This is a genomic window from Emticicia sp. GW821-FHT11C11, from assembly GCF_058808615.1.
Map to the genome: position 1 here is coordinate 1,226,174 of NZ_JBXARV010000002.1, position 20,992 is coordinate 1,247,165.

A 20,992-nucleotide genomic window follows, 5' to 3' on the forward strand; every position below is an offset into this window, starting at 1 on the left:
AAATATGAAAAAACTCATCCTTTGTGCACTGGTTGTTATCTTGGTATCCTGTAAAAATTCTACTGAAGTCAAAACCGGGGTCTGGCGTGCTGTTATCCCGACTGTGGGTGGCGATTTACCTTTCAGCCTGGAGATTCAGAAAGAGGGCGACGGTTACACCGTGTCGGTAATTAATGGTGATGAAAAACTGAAAATGGATCAATCGTTTATCAAAGACGATTCGTTGCATATACCGATGGAGATTTTTGATTCTGAAATAGTTGCTAAAGTAGCAGGCGATAAAATGACAGGTTACTGGAAAAAGATGCGGTCAGATTTCACTTTTCTGAGAGGTAATTTTTCTGCTGAATACGGTAAAACCCATCGCTTTGCCGAAACCAGCGAAGTGCCGAAAGCTACGCTGGCAGATAAATACGGCGTATTATTCCTTTCGGCCGATAAACAGGATTCTACGCAATCGGTAGGGGTGTTTCACACCAAAGGTGCTCAGGTGCAGGGCAGTTTCCTGACAACTACCGGCGACTATCGTTATCTGGCAGGAGACATAGTAGGAGACAGTCTGATGTTGTCGTGTTTTGATGGCACCCATGCTTTTTTATTTAAAGCAAAAATTGAGGGCGATAAGTTAACGGGCGGTTTCTGGTCGGGTATCAGTGGTTTTGAATCATGGACTGCCACCAAAGACGATAGTGCGGCATTGCCCGATGTAACCAAACTTACCTATCTGAAAGAAGGGTATAAAACCATTGACTTTTCATTTGTAAATACTGATAATAAAAAGGTATCAATAAGCGATGAAGCTTACAAAGGCAAAGTAATAGTGATACAGATTATGGGGTCATGGTGCCCTAACTGCATGGACGAAAGCCGTTTCCTGGCTCCGTGGTACAAAAAGAACAAAGACAGAGGTGTTGAAATCATAGGTTTGGCATACGAAAAAAGTACGGATACTTCGTTTGCCTTTCCGAAGATCAAGCGCATGAAAGAGCGCTTCGGCATTGATTATGAAGTATTATTGGCCGGAACCAACAATAAGGCCGAGGCATCTGAAACGTTGCCGATGTTGAATAAGGTGATAGGGTTCCCGACTACCATTGTCATTGACAAAAAAGGGCAGGTAAGAGAAATACATACCGGCTTTTCAGGCCCCGGCACGGGGCAGTATTACGATGCATTTGTGAGTGACTTTAACCGGCTGATTGACAAACTGTTGGCAGAAAAGTCCTGAAAATTACAGTTGATAAACATTTTGAAACTGCAGCACGTTTTGGGTATATAACCATTAAAACATGAGTACTGACACAACGGAAATAATACTGGTGAAGGAGTCTGACGAGGCGATCGGAAGCGGTCAGAAACTGTGGGTGCACGAGCAAGGCTTGTTACACAGAGCATTTTCGGTATTAATATTTAACGACAGCAACGAACTGCTTATCCATCGGCGGGCTTTTGATAAGTATCATTCAGGAGGCTTGTGGACGAACACCTGCTGCGGGCACCCGAATGTGGGCGAGGAAATAAAATCCGCAGCCGAGCGACGGCTGGGCGAAGAAATGGGCTTTACAACCGACTTAGAGTTTGTTTATCGGTTTCATTATATAACCGCTTTTGAAAATGGCTTAACAGAAAACGAGATAGACCATGTTTTCACAGGCATATATAATGAAGCTTTTGAGGTAAATCCGGCTGAGGTGATTGATTGTAAATGGGTTTCGGTGGCTACAATAACAGAAGAAGTGCAGTACAACCCACAACAGTATACAGTCTGGTTTAAGAAGATTCTGAAAAGTGAGGCGTTCCGCGAATTTGTATCAATCAATCATATTTTGTCATAATCACTATCACTATGGAAAAACGGGTAATAGGTATTGGAGGAGTCTTCTTTAAATCGGAAGACAATACAGCACTAAGAGGCTGGTATAAGGAACATCTGGGGATTGAGTCGGAGTCATGGGGAGCTGTTTTTGAGTGGCGCAGAAAGGATAATCCCGACGACCTGACCTCTACTGCCTGGAGTCCTTTTAAAAAGGATACCACCTATTTTGAACCAAGTAAGAAAGACTTTATGGTTAATTATCAGGTCGAAAATCTGGACGAACTATTTGCTCTGCTGAAAGAAGAAGGGGTAACCATTGTTGGCGGGCCTGAAGACTCTGAGTTCGGTAAATTTGGCTGGATACTAGACCCGGAAGGGAATAAAATTGAACTATGGGAGCCGCCAAAAAATGTATAGTTTATTTTTAACCAAGCATCCATAAAAGCATGAAAAAGACCTTGTTTGTCGCTAGCCTTCTGCTTGTTTCTTCGCTGGCGTTTGCTCAAAAAAAATCAAAGAAAGACTACCTTGTTGCACTGAAAACTACTTACGGAACCATGCATCTGGTTTTGTTTGATGACACTCCTCTGCACAAAAAAAATTTCTTAGAGTTGGTTAATAAAAAAGCTTTCGACAGCCTTCTGTTTCACAGGGTCATTGATACCTTTATGATTCAGGGAGGAGACCCCAGTTCAAAAAATGCCAAACCGGGCGAAATGCTGGGTGGCGGTGCTGAAGACAGGCCGACAATTCCTTTTGAGTTCAAGCCTAATCATGTGCATAGAAGAGGCGCACTAGCTGCTGCCCGTGATGACAATCCGGAGAAAAAATCAAGTGCTTATCAGTTTTATATTGTGCAGGGTAAAAAATATACAGACGAACAACTGACTAAAGTAGCAGTCCGGAATAAGATGAACTATACTAACCAGCAACGGGCAGACTACATAGGTATAGGAGGTACCCCTCAGTTAGATAACGATTATACAGCTTTTGGTGAAGTAATCGATAACCTGGCTGTGGTAGACACGATTGCCAAACAACCCGTTGATAAAGAAGACCGGCCACTGAAAGACATAAAAATGGCCATGACGGTAAAAAAGATGAAAAAGAAAAAGATAACGAAACTGTATGGTTATCAATATCAGTAATCACTATGGTTAAATATCGGGTTGAAGACTTGGAACACAGTAAATTTGGCTGGATATTCGCCCCGGAAGGGAATAAAGTTAATCTACGGGAGCCGCCAAAAAATATTTAGCGCTTCGGATAATTATTGTATTTTTGTGCTTCTAATATTATCCATAAAAGCATGAAAAAGGGTCTGTTTATTGTTAGCTTTCTGCTTGTTTCTTCGTTGGCTTTTGCTCAAAAAAAATCAAGGAAAGATTATCTGGTTACGCTGAAAACAACTTACGGAACCATGCATCTGGTTTTGTTTGATGATACCCCTCTGCATAAGCAAAATTTTATCGGACTGATTAAGAAGAAATTTTTCGACAGCCTCTTGTTTCACAGAGTCATTGACGGATTTATGATTCAGGGAGGAGATCCCAATTCAAAAAAGGCCAAACCCGGCGACAGACTGGGTAATGGTGGTGGAGATATGGAGAGGATACCTTTTGAGTTTAAACCGAATCATGTGCATAGAAAGGGTGCCCTGGCTGCCGCCCGCGATAATAATCCGGAAAAGAAATCAAGCGCTTGTCAGTTTTATATTGTACAAGGCAAAAAAATGACAGATGAAGAATTAACGATAGTTGCCGGCCGGAATAAAATGGATTACACAAACCAGCAAAGAGTTGATTATATAGGAATAGGGGGTACCCCACGACTCGACAACAATTATACGGTCTTTGGCGAGGTGATTGACAATCTGGATGTGATAGACACTATAGCCAGACAACCTCGTGACGAAGCCGACCGGCCATTGAAGGATGCAAAAATGGCTATGACAGTGAAGAAGATGAAGAAGAAAAAGATAACGAAACGGTATGGTTATCAATATCAGTAAGACGGATTGATAATCCGTTGAGAAAATAGCCATTATTTATAAGAGCAGAAGAAATACACATCATATGAAGAAAATTTTAATTACCGGTTCAAATGGTTTATTGGGACAGAAACTGGTAGAATTGCTTGCAGATACTACAGATCATGAAGTGTTTGCTACAGCAAGAGGTGAAAACCGATTGCCTTTTAAAGACGGCTATACCTATGCGGCAATGGATATTACAGATAAGGTTCAGGTGCAGGAAGTAATAGACCGGATACAACCGGCTGTAATTATCAATACCGCCGCTATGACCAATGTAGACCTATGCGAAACCGCCAAAGACGATTGCTGGAAACAAAATGTAAATGCAGTTGAGTATCTGGTTGAGGCCTCTGAAAGAAATAATTGTTTTTTGCTGCATGTTTCTACTGATTTCATTTTTGATGGTAAAAACGGCCCGTATAAAGAAGACGCCGAAGCAAATCCGATTAGCTTTTATGGGTGGAGTAAATATGCTGCCGAAAAAATAGTGATAAACAGTAATATCCGCTGGGCAATTGCTCGCACGGTGCTGGTATATGGTATAGCGCATGACATGAGCCGGACCAATATTATTCTATGGGTGAAGAAATCGCTTGAAGAAGGTAAAAACATAAAGGTGGTAACCGACCAGTGGAGAACCCCCACATTGGCCGAAGACTTAGCAAAAGGCTGTGCACTTATATCGGAGAAAGAAGCAGAAGGCATCTTTAATATTTCGGGTAGTGATTTTCTGACCCCATATGAAATGGCTATTATGACTGCCGATTATTTTAACCTGGATAAATCGTTAATCTCAAAAGCAGACTCCACCACCTTTACTCAACCTGCCAAACGCCCACCGAGAACAGGTTTTGATTTGACGAAGTCACGCGAAGTATTGGGTTATGAGCCGGTTAGTTTTACTGAAGGTATAGGTATACTGGCACAACAGATAGGGGCCTGATTAAAGGTAGAATTTCTTCCAACGTATGTACTCTTCCACTACATCGCTGACCATATAGCGGATGGGCTTGCCAGCCTTTATGCTGTTGCGTATAAATGTGGCCGAGATATCGAGCAAAGGTGCTTCAATGAATTTTACTTTCGGGTGATTTTTGAACTGATGCAAGGGTGTATTAGGCCGTGGATACACGTATAGCTCATAATATTCCAGAATCTTATCATAGTTTTTCCAATTCTCAAACTGCACCAGATTATCTTCGCCCATTATCAATTTAAACTCATGCGTAGGGTATCGCTCCGACAATTTGGCGAGCGTATCAATCGTATAACTGGGCTTGGGCATTGTAAACTCAATGTCGCTGACTTTTAACCGGTAGTTATCTGAAATGGCTTTTTCCACCATAGTGAGCCTGTCGAATTCATGTAAAAGGCCTTTGTTTTTTTTGAAAGGATTTTGCGGAGAAATAACAAACCACACCTGCTCCAGATCGGTAGTATAAGCCATAGTGTTGGCAATAATCAGATGCCCTACGTGGATAGGATTAAACGAGCCAAAAAACAAACCGATCTTCATACATCTTCCTTTAGGTTCAAATCAATCACAAATATAGAAGAAATAAAAAAAAGGCGGTCATCCCTTAAACAGAATGACCGCCCCCATGGCTGAAATAGCCTGTATTATACTGTCACCCACGCTTGTTTGCGGTGGCTTTCAATGATTCTTTCACAAATAAGCAATTCGCGTAAACCGTCGGCAAATGTCGGATACGTCGGGTTCTCCGGTTGTTTACCTTCTGCCACGGCAGCATATACTTCTTTAAACAATTGTTTTGAAGTATCAGGGAAACCTTCGTTGTGCCCACCCGGGAAGCTGATCAGGCTTTGCGCTTCACGATAAAACAAAGACGGGTCTTTCAGCAATACCTGATTGGCGCCATCACGTTTACCAATCCACATTTCGTTAGGCTTTTCAGAACACCATTCGAAATTGGCTTTCGAACCCGAAATTTCTATATTCAAACGGTTTTTACGACCTGCCGAAACCTGGCTTACAGTTACGCTTCCTTTGTTGCCGTTATCAAATCTCAACAATACGTTGGCATGATCTTCCGTGTTGATAGGTACTTCCTGATAATCAGAAGCCTGCAACATTTTACCTGAGTAGGTCTCAATGGCTTTCAATGGTTTCAAGCGGGTTTTGTGAACCGTCGAGAAATCAGCCATTACTTCAGTGATTTTCAAACCTGTAATATATTCGGTTACATCAAGTAAGTGTGAGCCGATGTCAGCAATGGCTCTTGAATCACCAGATTTATCCGGCTCCAGACGCCAGTTGTAATCAGTCTGGTAGAAAAGCCAATCTTGCAGATAAGACCCAAGAATTGAATAGATTTCACCCAGGTCGCCTTTTTCGCGCATGGTTTTCATCTGACGAACCAACGGATAATATCTCAGGTTAAAGTGAACGGCATTTACCAGACCTGTTTCTGCTGCTATTTTTACCAGTTCTTCAGCTTCTTCAATTTTGGTAGCCAGAGGTTTTTCGCAAACTACATGCTTACCGGCTAATAAGGCCGCTTTCGACTGTGAATAATGCAGGAAGTTGGGCGTACAAACGTGGATACATTCAATGTCTTCCTGCTTTAGTAAATCATCAAAAATATAAGCTCTTTCGATTCCTAAAGCGGCAGCTTTTTCTGTAGCCAGATCAATATTGGCTTCGCAAAGGGCAGCTACTTCTACATTGGGTAAACGACGCAGGGCTTCAATGTGAGCCGGCCCGATAAAACCCGTTCCGACAACGGCAACTTTAATTTTTTTCATAGTTGAATAAAACCTCTGACCCCTGAAGAGGAATTAATTTTGGTTAAAGAATAAAGCCCCCCTCAGGGTTGGGGGCAACCGTTGCACGGTATCTTAATTAAAACTACTGATAGCGTATTTTTCTGTATTACAGTAAATCAGGCTGTATAGATAAAACCCTTCTTTTGAAGTACCATAGCGTCTTAAAATCTGCAAAACCGGTGATTTCGTTTTGGTTTTAAGCAAGCTGGCAATTTCTTTGGTGGCTGCAATGGCCCGTACTTCCTGCTGCATGCTGTTTACATCTATCTGGTAACGCATAAAAAGTGTACGGAACAGGGAGCCATCAATCAATGGTTCGTCTGTCATTCCTGTCAGATTGTCGTTGGGGATGTACGTTTGTTCAAGCATCATCGGAATATCTTCCATAAACCGCAGACGCTTCAAAAATACAAATTCTGTATGAAATTCCTGATGAAGTAAATGTTTAAAAATAGGCTCGGTAATTGTGTGCAATACAGGGCCTTCCAGAATGATGGTAGTTCCAAGTCGATCACTGGCACTTACTACGTCCGTCCAACCTTTCAAAGACAATAAGCCCAGCGGTTTACGATTCGATGCCACTATGCTTCCTTTTCCATGCTGGCGGGTAATGTACCCTTCTTTCACCAATTCGTTTAATGCCTGGCGAACGGTCATTCGGGTGGCATTAAATTCAACGCATAATTCATTTTCAGATGGCAGCAAACTTCCCTCTGTATATTGCCCCGAAGTAATTTTCTCTTTTAAATGAGCCTGGATTTGCCGATAAAGCGGTGTCTTCATATGTGTTACCCCTTAGCTAAAGAGTATAGGCTGCAAAGAACGCAAAAATAACGGGTTTTTAGCTAATACTTTTATTTTTCGCGCGCTCTTATTTATCAAAAAAGGCACTCAGGATTCCCGAATGCCTTTCCAAGACGAAAATACTTTAACCTATGATGAATACCCCGACTGGCGGGGAACTCAAAATCTTTATTACTTCCCGAAGGAAGATTTAATATTATATCAAATAAATTATGATGTCGAATGCTATCAAACCATACAAAAAAAGTCAAAAACCGCGGCATAATCAAATATTTATGCGGTTTTTTTTGCCTTAAATGGCATAGCATTATGCATTGGTCAAAAAAGTATTAGAAAATATAAGAATAGCATAGCCGGCAGGGTTTGGAACTTTGTTTACACAGGCATTGAAAATGCCTTCTCTGAGATTTGTTAAAACGCTACAGAATTGCTCAAAAAAAGAAGGTTTTATTTCGCAAAACTTCAAAAAAACATATCTTTGCTACACTTTCCTAAAAACCATCGTCCTATGCTTTACTACTTATTTGCTTACCTTGACAAGACCTTCAATTTTCCTGGTGCGGGGGTGTTTCAATACATCACATTCCGTGCAATGGGGTCAATCGTTTTATCGCTTCTGATAGCGGCAATTTTTGGTATCAGGCTTATTAATTATCTCCGCAAACTTCAGATCGGCGAAACTATCCGTGATCTGGGGCTGGAAGGACAAATGCAGAAAAAAGGTACGCCAACCATGGGTGGGTTTATCATTCTTGCCTCGTTAATGATTCCGGTATTATTATTTGCCCGCCTTGACAACGTGTACATTGTTTTATTGATTATTGCTACCATCTGGACCTGCGGCATTGGTTTTGCCGATGATTACATCAAGGTTTTTAAGAAAGACAAAGAAGGTCTGAAAGGCCGTTTTAAAATAGTAGGACAAATAGGCCTGGGCTTAATAGTGGGCCTCACGCTATATTTCAATGATAACGTAAAAATAAGAGTTTACGAAAAAGCCAAAATAAGCACGGCAGTAGGAGAAGTACAGAAATATGTAGACGTAAATTCTTTAACAACCACGGTGCCGTTTACTAAAAACAATGAGGTGGATTATCAGATGCTAGGCAGCTTTCTGCCTGAAAGCCTGGCATGGATACCGTATGTATTAATCGTTATATTTATCATTACGGCTGTATCAAACGGTGCCAATATTACTGATGGTATCGATGGTTTGGCTGCGGGTACCTCGGCCGTAATAGGGTTAACGCTGGCTATTTTTGCCTATTTGTCAGGCAATAAGGTGTTTTCTCAATACCTTAATATTATGATGATTCCTAACTCGGGTGAGATTGTAATCTTTTGCTCGGCCTTTGTAGGAGCGTGTATAGGCTTTATGTGGTACAATGCGTATCCGGCGCAGGTGTTTATGGGTGATACCGGCAGTTTAATGCTCGGTAGTGTCATTGCAGTATTAGCGTTGGCTTTGCGTAAGGAATTACTGATACCCGTTATGTGTGGAATCTTTCTGGTAGAAAATATTTCGGTGATTCTGCAGGTGAGTTATTTTAAATATCAGAAGCGAAAGAATGGGCTCGAATATGCCCAGAAAAACCGCCTTTTCCTGATGTCACCATTGCATCACCATTTTCAGAAAAAAGGGTATCATGAATCAAAGATTGTTACCCGTTTTCTGATTGTAGGCATTGTGTTAGCCGTTGCCTGTCTGGTTACGTTGAAACTCCGTTAAGCATTATTTCAGAATCTTATCCATTTTGGCCTGATATTCTTTGAATTTATCTAAACCCCGATGGCGTCCTCCCGGTAATGTGGTGAGTATGTCTTCGGGTTTTTTCTTTAATATCTGTGCCAGCTCAAGGCTATGGCTGTACGGTATAATCTGGTCGTCAGTGCCATGGAACATATAAATAGGGGCTTTTACCTTCGTTATCCATTCTTTGGTTGGCAATATAAACTCGCAGACTTTGCTATAGGGGAAAATCGGCAGACGGCTCCAGGCAATATCGGGCAGGCAGGTGTAAGGTGTTTCCAGTATCAGCATTTTTACTTCATTATCCATAGCCAGCTTAGTAGCAACACCTGTACCTAATGAGCGTCCGTAAACCACAATACCTCTGGACGGATAGCGGCGTTGAATATCTTTTATTGAATTCTGTGCATCGCTTAACAGATTTTTTTCATCCAGACGGCCATTGCTTTTACCAAACCCGCGGTAATCATACATAATCACGTCATAACCTCTTGATGTAAATTGTTTGGCGTATTTTCCCCATACTTTTATGTTATGCGAGTTGCCATGCAGGTAGAGAACAACACCTTTTTTGACAGTGTCTTTAGTAGTAAACATCAGCGCGTTAAGGCTGATTTTAGGCTCGGGAGCAAAGTAGAATTCCTGCGCATCTAAAAACTCGTATACATACTTCTTATCCAGTTTGTCAGGATGCAGAATAATAAAACGTTGAAACAATACGGCTAATCCGAAAACGGCAACGTAAACTATGAGGGCAATTGTTAAGATTCTCTTTACCACTTATCTATCTTGTTATTTGCAGAATTAAACTTTGAGACTGCAAAGCTATTCTATTCGAAACTGTTTGTCAAAAATTAAATCAAATCTGTCTAATAAAATGTCCTCCAGGTGTCGGTGATATTCGGGGAAAGAAGGCAGATTATTATGCCCGCCACCATAAATAGGTACCAGCCGGGTATGCTGCGGAGCTAACTTAGACAGTTTTACACTGGAACGAAACGGGATAAGGAAATCTTTTGTGCCATGTATGATATAGACAGGGCATTTTACATATTTGATGTATTCGTCAGTGCGGATGGAAAACTTGAGCAGCATAGAAACAGGCAAAAAGGGTAGAAACCGGTTGGTAAGATGAGAGAAACTGTAGTAGGGGGCATCAAGAATGAGCATTTTCGGATGATTCCGAGAGGTCAGTTTGCAGGCAAACCCTGAACCCAGTGAGCGGCCATAAATCACAATCTGTTTTTCGTTGTAGCCTTTGGTCAGCATCCGGTTATAGACTGCTTGTGAGTCTTCGTACATGCGGTCTTCAATGCGTTTGCCTGTACTTTTGCCAAAGCCCCGGTAGTCAATCATGAGTACGTCGTAATCATGAGAGATAAAATCCTTGGCATATTTTGCCCAGCCCTTAATGCTTCGGGTATTGCCATGAAAGTAAATAACCAGCCCGCGGGTGGTTTCGCCAACGTCATAGAACAACAGACCGTTGATGCGGGCACCGTCTGGCATATCAAAAAACAGTTCTTCAAAATGGCTGTCATATCTGAACTCAAAATCCTGTGAGAGCTTTTCGGGCTTAAATATGAAGTATTCCTGTACTTTATAAGCAATAATGCAGATAAGCACATAAAGAATAATAACCCCAATAATTATTTGCGTAACGGTCATAAATACAACGGATCAGAGCATCTTCTATCAGAATACTAACATACGCAGTTTTTATGAATTATTGAAAACACAAAGCTGACGATATTTATGACACCGCAACTTAGGAGCTGGATTCGCTCATTGCGAGAGATTTCATTTTCAGTAAGTTGCCGTTTGTGATGGCATGTTTAAGGTCGTTAGTCAGCCCGTATTGTGTGCCTTCATAATGGCTTACGAGTTCAAACAAAATGTCTTTGAGGTTTTCCAGTTTTTCGGCGCCGACTATATCCGTAAATCTTTGGTTGATATACTCCATGCATTTTTTCCAGTCGAGCAGAGCCTGTAATCCTTTTTCAGAAGGTCTCACTATCAATGCACGGGCGTCGGTCTGGTCTTTTTCCACATTCACATATCCTTCATTTTGCAGTTCTTTTATCAGTTTACTCATAGCCTGCTTGGTTACACAAGCTCGTTGCGAAAGATTATTGATATTGGTTCCCTCAAGATCTATATGAACTAGTGCTATAATATGCCCTATTCTAAAATTGGTATAACCTAGTGTCTGCACATATTCTCCTGCCACATCGCTTATATATCTATAAGTTTTGCTTAAAAGTCGCCCTAACATCCGTTCTTTTTTTGCTTTAAAAACGGCTATTTCTCTTAATATTTCCTCGTCCATTGTTGTTGTTAGATTCAATGCGTTGATATTCAATGCATTAGTAAAAGTAATAAATCCTGTCTGATTTTCTAATCTTATACAAAAGTAGGCAGAAAAAATAAATTAGTCAATATGCTTGACTAATTTAGTAAACTTGGTTTACATTTGCATCGTCAATTAGGTTGACTAATTATACAAAACAAACGCAAGCACAAAAACAATCCGGAATAGAAATGGCAACTCAGCAAAAAAAAAGCATTAAGAATTACATTCCCCGTATCATTTTACTGATAATCCTAGTAGGTGCGGGTATCTATGGCTACCAACGCTATCAGTTTAATCAGGGTTACGAAACTACAGATAATGCCCAGATAGAAACCTACACCATACCTGTTGTGCCACGTGTAGGCGGCTACGTGAACAGCGTAAGCATGAAAGATTTTGAACAGGTAAAGAAAGGGCAGTTACTGGTAGATATTGATGACCAGGAGCAGCAACTGGCACTGACCGAAATGGAAGCGGTTTATCAACAACTGTTAACAGATGTTGAAAATGCCAAAGCAAACATTAAAAACACAAAGATGACCATCGGTGCTGCAGAAATTAATCTGAAGACCGCAGTTTTGCGCCGGGATAAAGCACAGAAAGACTCGGAAAGAGATGCAAAATTGCTGGCGGATAACGCCATTACCAGACGCCAATCTGAAGATAGCCAGTCAAATCTCGACGTGCTGAATGCCCAGTATGAAGGCCAAAAGCAGGACATCGCCGCTACTAAGTCCCGTCTTGATATTTTAAACAGCAATCTGCACAAAGCAGAAGCAGCCCTGGCTGTACAGAAAGCAAAAATAGACCAGCAAAAACTAAAATTGACCTACTCTAAAATTTACGCTACCGAAAGTGGTAAAATCGGTAGAAAAAGTGTTGAACCGGGGCAGTATATACAACCGGGCCAGACATTGGCAACTATTGTGCAGGATTCATTATACTGGATAGTGGCCAACTTTAAAGAAACGCAGATAAGCCGCCTGGCTATAGGGCAGGAAGCTACTATTAAACTGGATGCCTTCCCTGACTTAGAGTTGAAAGGTAAAATAGCTGATTTCTCTGATGCCACAGGCGCTAAATACGCTTTATTGCCCCCCGACAATGCCAGTGGGAACTTTGTGAAAGTGACCCAGAAAATACCGGTGAAAATAGCAATTGACCACTTGGAAAAATACCGCGACAAACTACGTGCCGGTATGAGCCTTGAAGTGGAAGTGAAGATAAAATAAGCCCGGCTATTATACACCGACATAAAAATTTTGCATGGAAAATACAGTAGAAATAGAAAATAAAGCTGTAGGTGCTTCCAGATTTATTATCGTTCTGACCACCGTGACGGCTGCCGTAATGGAGCTGCTCGACACAACGATTGTAAACGTGGCACTGAACCAGATAGCAGGCTCACTGGGAGCTACTATTGAAGATATTGCCTGGGTTATTACCTCTTATGCCATAGCCAACGTAATCATTATACCGATGACAGGCTTTTTGGGAGAGTATTTCGGGCGGAAGAATTATTACCTGGTATCGATGATCATCTTTGGTATATCTTCCTACCTGTGTGGTAATTCGGGCAGCCTTTGGGAACTGGTGTTGTGGAGGTTTGTACAGGGTATAGGCGGCGGAGCGTTGTTATCAACTTCTCAGGCTATTTTGTTTGATGCCTTCCCGGGCAAGGAGCGCGGAACGGCCTCCGGGCTCTTCGGAATGGGTATCGTATTGGGACCTACGTTAGGGCCGACTCTGGGTGGATATATAGTAGATAATTACACATGGGGAGATATCTTTTATATCAATGTGCCTATCTGTATTGTGGCTACCATTCTGACCATTCTTTACATACCTAAAAAGGCCGATGAGGGTAAGAAAAAGCACCAGATAAAGATTGATTACCCCGGTATATTGCTCCTGATGATTGGCATAGGTGCCTTGCAATATGTGCTGGAAAAAGGGGAATCTAAAGACTGGTTTCAATCAAGAGAAATTGTGATTATAAGCCTGGTTGCTTTAATAGGGGTGATTGGATTTATAAGTCGCGAATTGAACACGGATCATCCGGTAGTAAATCTGAAGGTTTTCGGAAACCGCAACTTTGCTTTCTCAAGCATTTTCGTAATGGTGTCGGGGTTCGGCTTATTTACTTCTGTATTCGTTTATCCGGTATTGGTGCAACGAATCAACGGTTTTACGCCTTATGAAACGGGGCTTTCGCTCTTGTTCCCTACGCTGACCATCCTACCGTTGTTCCCGATTCTGGGGCGGCGTATGTCTGCAGGGGCATCACCTATTCCGTTTGTAACAGCGGGTATAATCATTTTTGCCTTCTTCGGTTTTTATAGTGGTACGGCAACTACTGATATGGGTCGCTGGGACTTTTACCCCATGCAGCTGATGCGTGGTTTGGGTACGGTGCTTCTGCAATTGCCTCTTATCAATGCCTCTGTAGCGGGTTTGAAACCCAATGAGTTAGGCGCAGGTATTTCGCTCACCAATATGATTCGCCAATTGGGTGGAGCTTTTGGTATAGCTTTGGCCAACAACTACGTGGCGTTGCAATATGCCCAGCACCGGTCTGATCTCGTATCGAACTACGTACCCAATAATCCCCTCTTTATGGAAAGATTCAATGCCATCAAGGCGTCGTTTCTGGCACGGTCGGGCGATGTAGTTCATGCTACTACACAGGCATATAGACAGTTGGAATTATTGCTCGACAGGCAAGCGTACTATCTGGCGTATCTGGATACCTTCCGTATCATATCTATATTCTTTATATGTGTGTTGCCTTTAGTAGTATTGCTCCGCACCAAAAAGAAAAGCGCCGCCGAAGCGGCAGAAGCAGCCAAAGCTGCCGCAGAGTCTCATTAATGACAGATATCATCCAAAAATATTAATGTTTTCAACAATGAAATTTTCTAAAATAACCATAGCGTTTGTGCTATTACTCAGTCAGGCAGTACGAGCGCAAAATCCGAATGAGACACTGGCCTCATTAATAAAGCAAGCCATAGATTATTCGCCTCGGTTAAAAGAACAAGTGCAGTTACTCAACGTAGGCGACTACCGTATAAAAGTACAGCAAAGCGGTTTGAAACCACAGATTAGCGGTGAGGTAGGCTATACAAGGCTCGACCCTATAGCAGAAGCTTTTATCCCGATTCCGGGCTTTGAGGGCAAACTGCAGTTTCAGCCTCATAACAACTATAATACTAACGTAAATGCATCTTATGTAATTTACGACTGGGGGCGTTTCAAGGCAGGAGTACAAAAAACCTTAATGGATATGCAACAACAGCGCGAGGGGATAGAGAGCCTGAAGCAGACGTTAGCCTATCAGGTAGCACAGCTGTATTACAATATTATATATATGCAGAAGGCCATAGCCGTGCAACAGGATCAGGTAAAGCTGGTAGATGAAAACGGCAAAATCATCAGCGATCGTTTGAAGAGTGGCGATGCACTGGACTACGATTTAGTACAGGTGCAAGTGCGCTATAAGAATGCCGAAATCCGTGTGGTTGATTTGCAGGGGCAGTTGGAGAAGCAGTATATTTTCCTGAGCGCTTTGATTGGCTCAGATGCCAGGAAACAGATTCCGGCCAATGCCGAGTTACAGTATAGCTATCCGTTTGCCGATGCGCAGGGGGCATTCAGCGAGGCAGTTGCCAATAATCTGGACTTAAAAACAGCATTTGCCCGTGAAAACGCATTGGCACAAGAAGTTAAGATATCTTCATTGAGTAATTTGCCACAACTGGCTGCTAATGGAGCTGTAGGTATTAAAAACGGCTACCAGCCCAATATTGATGCCTGGCGATTCAATACTTTGTTAGGGGTGAAATTGAGTATCCCGATTTACACCGGAAAAAGAGGTGCCTATAACACACAGATAGCGAGAATAAACCTTGATGCAGCCAAACAAAGTACAGAGGCTCAGAGAACTCAGATAAACCGCGACATTGAAAATGCCTTTAACGATATAAAAGTAGCTACTCAAAAACGGGCATTGGCAGAGCGGAATGTATATCAGGCTCAATACGGTTTAAAACTGGCCAAAACCCGTTTGGTAAATGGGGTAAGCACACCATTAGAAATACAAACATCGGAAACTGCTGTTGAAGAGGCTAAATTCAGCCTGTTGCAATATGATTATCAAATTTTACTGGCAAAGCTGGAAATCAGTAGATTATCAGGAGTGAAATTGTAGAGGTGAAACGCGTTTATTTACAAACCCACTTGAATCGTTGTGTTCAGGTGGGTTTTGTTTTTTGGTATCTGTCTAAACCGAAAACCTAAGAAAAGTGTTATACGAATGAGTACAACAGAATAGTAGGAAATTTATTCCGACTTATCTGTTTTTCCTCTAATTTTGGCAAAAAATCCCCCCCTTCATCAATCATGAATAATACTGTCTTTAAAGTACCTGCTCCGGTAAACGAAACGGTTCTGGGTTATGGAAAAGGTTCTCCTGAAAAAATTGCGTTAAAAAAAGCCATTGCCGAAGCCCGATCTAAACAGATTGAGGTGCCCATGTATATAGGCAGTGAGCAGATATATACTGATAATAAAATCAAGCTGTCTCCTCCGCACGACCACCAGCATGTATTAGGCTATGCCAGCGAAGGCGACGCATCTCACGTAAAAAAAGCCATTGATGCGGCTTTGGCGGCTCGTCCGGCCTGGTCTGCACTCTCATGGGAACAACGAGCCAGCATTTTTCTGAAAGCTGCCGATTTACTGGCAGGGCCTTACCGGGCAAAAATCAATGCTGCCACCATGTTGGGGCAGTCGAAAAATGCCTATCAGGCAGAAATAGACTCGGCCTGTGAGCTGATAGATTTCCTGCGTTTCAATGTAGCATTTATGGAGCAGGTATATACTCAACAGCCTGATTCTTCTAAAGGAATGTGGAACAGATTGGAGTACCGCCCATTAGAAGGCTTTGTGTTTGCCCTGACTCCGTTTAATTTCACAGCCATTGCCGGAAACCTGCCTTCTTGTGTGGCCATGATGGGTAACGTAACTATCTGGAAACCAGCCTATACGCAGATTTACTCGGCACAGGTAATTATGGAGGTGTTCCGTGAGGCAGGTCTGCCTGATGGGGTCATTAACCTGATTTATGTAGACGGCCCTGTTGCCGGTGAAGTGATTTTCAAAAATCCTGATTTTGCAGGTATTCACTTTACGGGTAGCACTAAGGTATTCCAGGCCATCTGGAAAACCATCGGTGAGAGTATCCATTTATATAAATCGTATCCGCGCATTGTGGGTGAAACCGGTGGTAAAGACTTTGTGATGGCGCATGAGTCGGCTGATGCCAAGGCTTTGGCAACGGGTTTAGTGCGTGGCGCCTTTGAGTATCAGGGACAAAAATGTTCGGCAGCTTCTCGTGCTTATATCCCATCCAATATCTGGGAAGAAGTAAAAGGATATATAGTGGCCGATTTGAAAGATATAAAAATAGGGGGTACGGAAGATTTCACGAATTTTGTAAATGCCGTTATCGACGAAAGAGCATTTGATAAAATTGCTACCTATATAGATAATGCAAAAAAGAGCGACAAGGTAATCATTTTGGCAGGTGGAAATCATGATAAGTCGAAAGGATACTTTATTGAACCTACAGTTTTATTGACAACAGATCCCCTTTATGTAACCATGTGCGAAGAAATCTTCGGCCCGGTACTGACTATCTATGTGTATGATGCCGCTGATTATGAGAAGACCCTGGAAGTGGTCAATTCTACTTCACCGTATGCATTAACAGGAGCTATCTTTGCCAGAGACCGTTACGCCATTGATCTGGCCACTAAAAAACTGGTTGATGCTGCCGGAAACTTCTATGTGAATGATAAACCAACCGGGGCCGTAGTAGGCCAACAACCTTTCGGTGGAGGCAGGGCATCAGGAACCAACGACAAGGCCGGTTCTATTCTGAATCTGTTCCGTTGGGTGCAGCCGCGCACCATTAAAGAAACCTTTGTATCACCGACCGATTATAAGTATCCGTTTTTGGGAGAAGAGTAAGCACTCAGATTTATTGTGCCGACTTCAGTCGGTACGTATCAAGCAATAAGTTCCATTGTTTAAATAGCCGCCGACTTTAGTCGGTGTCTCGAACAAGATAGAAATAAAAAAGGTAACACTTCAAAATGCTACCTTTTTTATTACCTCGAATATCAGTGAATGAATTCACTGTCTAATTAAACAACGATATTTTATTTGAGTTGCGGACTCAAGTCCGCACTATTCAAACTTACTCTTCCCAAGCCCAGTCAATGCGGTGCTTCATGTCTTTAATGGTCATGCCATTGGCTTTGAAATAAGCGCGAATCTCATCCACCTTGTCATATCTCTGGCTCGATTTGTATTCCTTATATAAAGACAACATGCCGTTCAGAATTCCTTCACCCTGGCTTGTAGCTTCTTCTTTCAAGCCTAAGACGCCTTCCAGAAAAACCACAAATCGGTCTTTCAGTAAGTCAAAAGTATCTTCACCCAATGTTCTCGGGTTCAGCTGATTCATGTAAATCATGTTTACATACTTCAACAGATTGAACAGTTGGGCTATAGCTACTGCTGTGTTGAGGTCATCATTCATGGCATCATAAAAAGCCTGAACGCTTTTCTCTATGTCTTCTTTTTTCTTTTGGTCTATGGCTATCTCCGTTACCGGAGCTGCAACTGTCTGACTTTCAGCTTTTGTTGATTGTGCATCGTTTATTAATTCTTTTGGAATCTTTTCTGCAGGAACATCATTAATGCCAATCGTCAGCGTCTTCACAATCCGTAAACCATTAATCAAGCGTCTATATCCTTTCTGAGCTGCACGCAGCGCATCGTTCGAAAAATCCAAAGTGCTGCGGTATTGAGATTGCAACATAAAGAAACGAACGGTCATCGGGGTGTATGCCTGATCGAGCAGTGGGTGAGTTCCGGCGAAAAGTTCGGCAGGTAAAAAAGAGTTGCCTAATGATTTCGACATCTTTTGTCCATTTACCGTCAGCATATTCGAGTGCATCCAGTAGCGGACAGGCTCAGTGCCCGAAATACCAACCCCTTGAGCAATCTCGCACTCATGATGCGGAAATTTCAAGTCCATACCTCCGCCATGAATATCAAACTGTTTGCCCAGATACTTGGTACTCATACAGGTACATTCCAGGTGCCAGCCCGGGAATCCCATTCCCCATGGCGATTTCCACTGCATAATATGTTCGGGGCTTGCGTTTTTCCAGATAGCAAAATCAAGCGGATTCCGCTTTTCGGCCTGTCCGTCCAACTCGCGTGTTTCGTTCAGCAAATCTTCCAGAATCCTGCCCGAGAGTTTCCCGTATTCGTTTCCTTCAGCATTGTATTTACTGATATCAAAATAAACCGAACCGTTCGACTCATAGGCCAGTCCTTTATCAATCAAAGTTTTTACGGCTTCAATCTGTTCAACCAGATGCCCGGTGGCAGTTGGTTCAATGCTTGGCGGCAGAAAATTGAAGTCGTTGAGCACTTTGTGAAAATCGTTGGTATACCGCTGAACAATCTCCATCGGTTCCAGTTTTTCCAATTTGGCCATTTTGCCAATTTTATCTTCTCCTTCATCGCCGTCACCCACAAGATGGCCAACATCGGTAATATTTCTTACATAGCGAACCTTATAGCCAATCTCGGTCAGATACCTGAAAAGCACATCGAAAGTGAGAAACGTACGCACATTGCCCAGGTGCACATAATTGTATACCGTAGGGCCACACACATACATACCCACATAGGGGGCGTTGATAGGCTTAAACTCTTCTTTTTGGCGGGAAAGCGTATTGTAAATTTTCAGGTTCTGCATATAGGTTCTTCAATAATCTGATTGTTCTATTGTATCGTATAACGTTCGCATTGGTCTGGCTCATCTGTTATACCGGACGCAAATTTAAGGGTATTTTCTTATTATATATAATATGTATATAGTATAAGCCTTTATGAAACAGGTACTTCGAGCAGACAAGCAAGCAGTTTTTGTTCAAGCAGTGTCCAATCTGGTTTTTTAGCAGCAATCAATTCGATACGGCTGTCGCGTCGGTAGGCAATATACTGTACGGTAAATTCTCCGTCGGCAGCATTAATCAGCACCCAGTCTTTACCGGTTCTGAAAACCCCCTTGGCACGTTCTATTCCCTGCAATGTGCCGAAGAACTGACGAAGCTTGGGCAGATTGAAAAGCTCATCGGGTGAGAAAATCCAACCACAGCCATGTAAACCCAGTCCATGACTCTCTTTTTTTACCGGATTCCCAACAGTAGGCACAGGTAGTTCTTCTTCATGCGTATGTGCGTGTTCATGTGCATGCGGTGAAAACTGAGCCTTTCGCTCAGGAAAGGGGTCAATATTCAACCACCGGAAATCAATTTCACCATTGATGACAGGCTCGATTAATAATTTGGGTGGGTACAAGGTCTTTGCCCATTCTATAAACTGTTGTGTTAAAGCGTCTCCGGCCAGATCAGTTTTGTTAGCTACGAGCACATCTGCCAGATTAATCTGATCCTGAAAAGTTTCATGCGCGTTGAAATCTGTTTTTTCCCAACGGCGTGGGTCAACCAGACAGATAGTAGCTTTTACTTCCAGTATATCTTTCATGAATTTGTTACGCAGCAAATCAAGAATGTTTTCCGGATGCCCCATACCAGTAGGCTCGATCAGAATGCGGTCGGGCTTTTGCTGACGCAAAATCGTAGTGAGTGTAAACTGCATAGGTACATTGGCCGTGCAACAGATACATCCCCCGGCCACTTCACGAATCGTGAGACCGTCTTTTTCTTCAATCGCTGTGTGGTCTATAGACACAGCGCCGAATTCATTGATAATAATTGCCCAGCGTTCATGTTCGGGTTTGCTGGCCAGTAGGTGTTTGATAGCAGTAGTTTTACCTACTCCTAAAAAACCGGTAATCAGATTCACAGGGATTTTCATGAAACGCTTAATCGAAAGAGTGTTCTTAGTATATATATTATATAACAGAAGTGTATGCATCATAACAACGAATCGGTTTATTAAGTTTAAGGAAGCACCAAATACCAGACAGGCGATTGCTATCAGCCATTAAGAATTGGACAAAACAGAGCCATGTCTGGCATGCAGGTAGTATTCCAAAGCAAAAACTATAACGAAACGAAGAATTTATATAAACGTAAAAAATAATTGGGGATGTAAGTGGTTAGATATGAGGTAAGTAAGGGTTAGGTGGTTAAAAACTTTGCGGGGGAGCTTGACAAGGGGTAAAAAAAGTCATACCTTTGCAGTCCCAAAAATGAGAGAGGAACTGAGCGTTACATAGCAGGAGCATAGTAAAAAGGTGTAAATCAAGAGTTTGTGGGGAGGTTAAAAAAAAGAGTAAAAATAATTTGGGAATGTAAAAAGTAATTCAGAATTTTGCACCCCGGTTGAATGAGAGAG

General features: G+C 42.2%; 19 protein-coding genes. 11 read left to right on the forward strand and 8 right to left on the reverse strand.

The window, feature by feature from the left end:
• Window positions 1–4: 4 nt before the first annotated feature.
• The 6 genes from AC1RRY_RS15075 to AC1RRY_RS15100 all read left to right on the forward strand — a co-directional run bounded on the left by AC1RRY_RS15075 (window position 5) and on the right by AC1RRY_RS15100 (window position 4,794).
• On the forward strand, window positions 5–1,228 hold the full coding sequence (locus AC1RRY_RS15075) for a redoxin family protein (RefSeq protein ID WP_492819351.1): 1,224 nt from the start codon (window positions 5–7) through the stop codon (window positions 1,226–1,228).
• Window positions 1,229–1,289: 61 nt separating this feature from the next.
• Window positions 1,290–1,835, forward strand: coding sequence for an isopentenyl-diphosphate Delta-isomerase (idi, locus tag AC1RRY_RS15080; RefSeq protein WP_492819349.1), 546 nt, complete (start codon window positions 1,290–1,292; stop codon window positions 1,833–1,835).
• 11 nt (window positions 1,836–1,846) lie between these two features.
• The gene (locus AC1RRY_RS15085; RefSeq protein WP_492819347.1) at window positions 1,847–2,233 is read left to right on the forward strand and encodes a VOC family protein; all 387 of its coding nucleotides are present in this window, start codon (window positions 1,847–1,849) and stop codon (window positions 2,231–2,233) included.
• Between the two features lie 29 nt (window positions 2,234–2,262).
• On the forward strand, window positions 2,263–2,964 hold the full coding sequence (locus AC1RRY_RS15090; protein WP_492819345.1) for a peptidylprolyl isomerase: 702 nt from the start codon (window positions 2,263–2,265) through the stop codon (window positions 2,962–2,964).
• Between the two features lie 161 nt (window positions 2,965–3,125).
• Window positions 3,126–3,827, forward strand: coding sequence for a peptidylprolyl isomerase (locus tag AC1RRY_RS15095; protein ID WP_492819343.1), 702 nt, complete (start codon window positions 3,126–3,128; stop codon window positions 3,825–3,827).
• A gap of 64 nt (window positions 3,828–3,891) precedes the next feature.
• Window positions 3,892–4,794, forward strand: a complete 903-nt coding sequence (locus AC1RRY_RS15100; RefSeq protein ID WP_492819341.1) for an SDR family oxidoreductase — start codon at window positions 3,892–3,894, stop codon at window positions 4,792–4,794.
• Here AC1RRY_RS15100 and nadD read toward each other — a convergent pair whose 3' ends face one another.
• The 3 genes from nadD to AC1RRY_RS15115 all read right to left on the reverse strand — a co-directional run bounded on the left by nadD (window position 4,795) and on the right by AC1RRY_RS15115 (window position 7,421).
• A complete protein-coding gene (gene nadD / locus AC1RRY_RS15105; RefSeq protein WP_492819339.1) occupies window positions 4,795–5,367 on the reverse strand; it encodes a nicotinate (nicotinamide) nucleotide adenylyltransferase in 573 nt (190 codons plus the stop codon). It abuts the gene before it with no gap.
• Window positions 5,368–5,471: 104 nt separating this feature from the next.
• Entirely contained in the window at window positions 5,472–6,617 is a 1,146-nt protein-coding gene (locus AC1RRY_RS15110; RefSeq protein WP_492819337.1) for a Gfo/Idh/MocA family protein, read from the reverse strand.
• Window positions 6,618–6,710: 93 nt separating this feature from the next.
• Complete coding sequence (locus tag AC1RRY_RS15115) at window positions 6,711–7,421, reverse strand: GntR family transcriptional regulator (RefSeq protein ID WP_492819335.1); 711 nt, start codon at window positions 7,419–7,421, stop codon at window positions 6,711–6,713.
• Window positions 7,422–7,950: 529 nt separating this feature from the next.
• Between AC1RRY_RS15115 and mraY the strand changes: the two genes are divergently transcribed.
• Window positions 7,951–9,171, forward strand: coding sequence for a phospho-N-acetylmuramoyl-pentapeptide-transferase (mraY, locus tag AC1RRY_RS15120; protein WP_492819333.1), 1,221 nt, complete (start codon window positions 7,951–7,953; stop codon window positions 9,169–9,171).
• A gap of 3 nt (window positions 9,172–9,174) precedes the next feature.
• On the opposite strand, the gene AC1RRY_RS15125 is transcribed toward mraY, so the two are convergent.
• The 3 genes from AC1RRY_RS15125 to AC1RRY_RS15135 form a co-directional block, all read right to left on the reverse strand.
• Entirely contained in the window at window positions 9,175–9,972 is a 798-nt protein-coding gene (locus tag AC1RRY_RS15125; RefSeq protein WP_492819331.1) for an alpha/beta hydrolase, read from the reverse strand.
• A gap of 45 nt (window positions 9,973–10,017) precedes the next feature.
• Complete coding sequence (locus AC1RRY_RS15130) at window positions 10,018–10,860, reverse strand: alpha/beta hydrolase (RefSeq protein ID WP_492819329.1); 843 nt, start codon at window positions 10,858–10,860, stop codon at window positions 10,018–10,020.
• A gap of 100 nt (window positions 10,861–10,960) precedes the next feature.
• Window positions 10,961–11,521, reverse strand: coding sequence for a MarR family winged helix-turn-helix transcriptional regulator (locus tag AC1RRY_RS15135; RefSeq protein ID WP_492819327.1), 561 nt, complete (start codon window positions 11,519–11,521; stop codon window positions 10,961–10,963).
• Between the two features lie 212 nt (window positions 11,522–11,733).
• Between AC1RRY_RS15135 and AC1RRY_RS15140 the strand changes: the two genes are divergently transcribed.
• The 4 genes from AC1RRY_RS15140 to pruA all read left to right on the forward strand — a co-directional run bounded on the left by AC1RRY_RS15140 (window position 11,734) and on the right by pruA (window position 17,578).
• Complete coding sequence (locus AC1RRY_RS15140) at window positions 11,734–12,777, forward strand: HlyD family secretion protein (protein WP_492819325.1); 1,044 nt, start codon at window positions 11,734–11,736, stop codon at window positions 12,775–12,777.
• 34 nt (window positions 12,778–12,811) lie between these two features.
• Window positions 12,812–14,416, forward strand: a complete 1,605-nt coding sequence (locus tag AC1RRY_RS15145) for a DHA2 family efflux MFS transporter permease subunit (RefSeq protein WP_492819323.1) — start codon at window positions 12,812–12,814, stop codon at window positions 14,414–14,416.
• A gap of 37 nt (window positions 14,417–14,453) precedes the next feature.
• Window positions 14,454–15,755, forward strand: a complete 1,302-nt coding sequence (locus AC1RRY_RS15150; protein WP_492819321.1) for a TolC family protein — start codon at window positions 14,454–14,456, stop codon at window positions 15,753–15,755.
• A gap of 191 nt (window positions 15,756–15,946) precedes the next feature.
• Window positions 15,947–17,578 carry an L-glutamate gamma-semialdehyde dehydrogenase gene (gene pruA, locus AC1RRY_RS15155; protein WP_492819319.1) on the forward strand — a complete coding sequence of 544 codons (1,632 nt, stop codon included), beginning with the start codon at window positions 15,947–15,949 and terminating at the stop codon, window positions 17,576–17,578.
• 229 nt (window positions 17,579–17,807) lie between these two features.
• On the opposite strand, the gene cysS is transcribed toward pruA, so the two are convergent.
• Window positions 17,808–19,385 carry a cysteine--tRNA ligase gene (gene cysS, locus AC1RRY_RS15160; RefSeq protein WP_492819317.1) on the reverse strand — a complete coding sequence of 526 codons (1,578 nt, stop codon included), beginning with the start codon at window positions 19,383–19,385 and terminating at the stop codon, window positions 17,808–17,810.
• A 131-nt stretch (window positions 19,386–19,516) separates the two neighbouring features.
• A complete protein-coding gene (locus tag AC1RRY_RS15165; protein ID WP_492819315.1) occupies window positions 19,517–20,572 on the reverse strand; it encodes a CobW family GTP-binding protein in 1,056 nt (351 codons plus the stop codon).
• Between the last annotated feature and the right edge of the window lie 420 nt (window positions 20,573–20,992).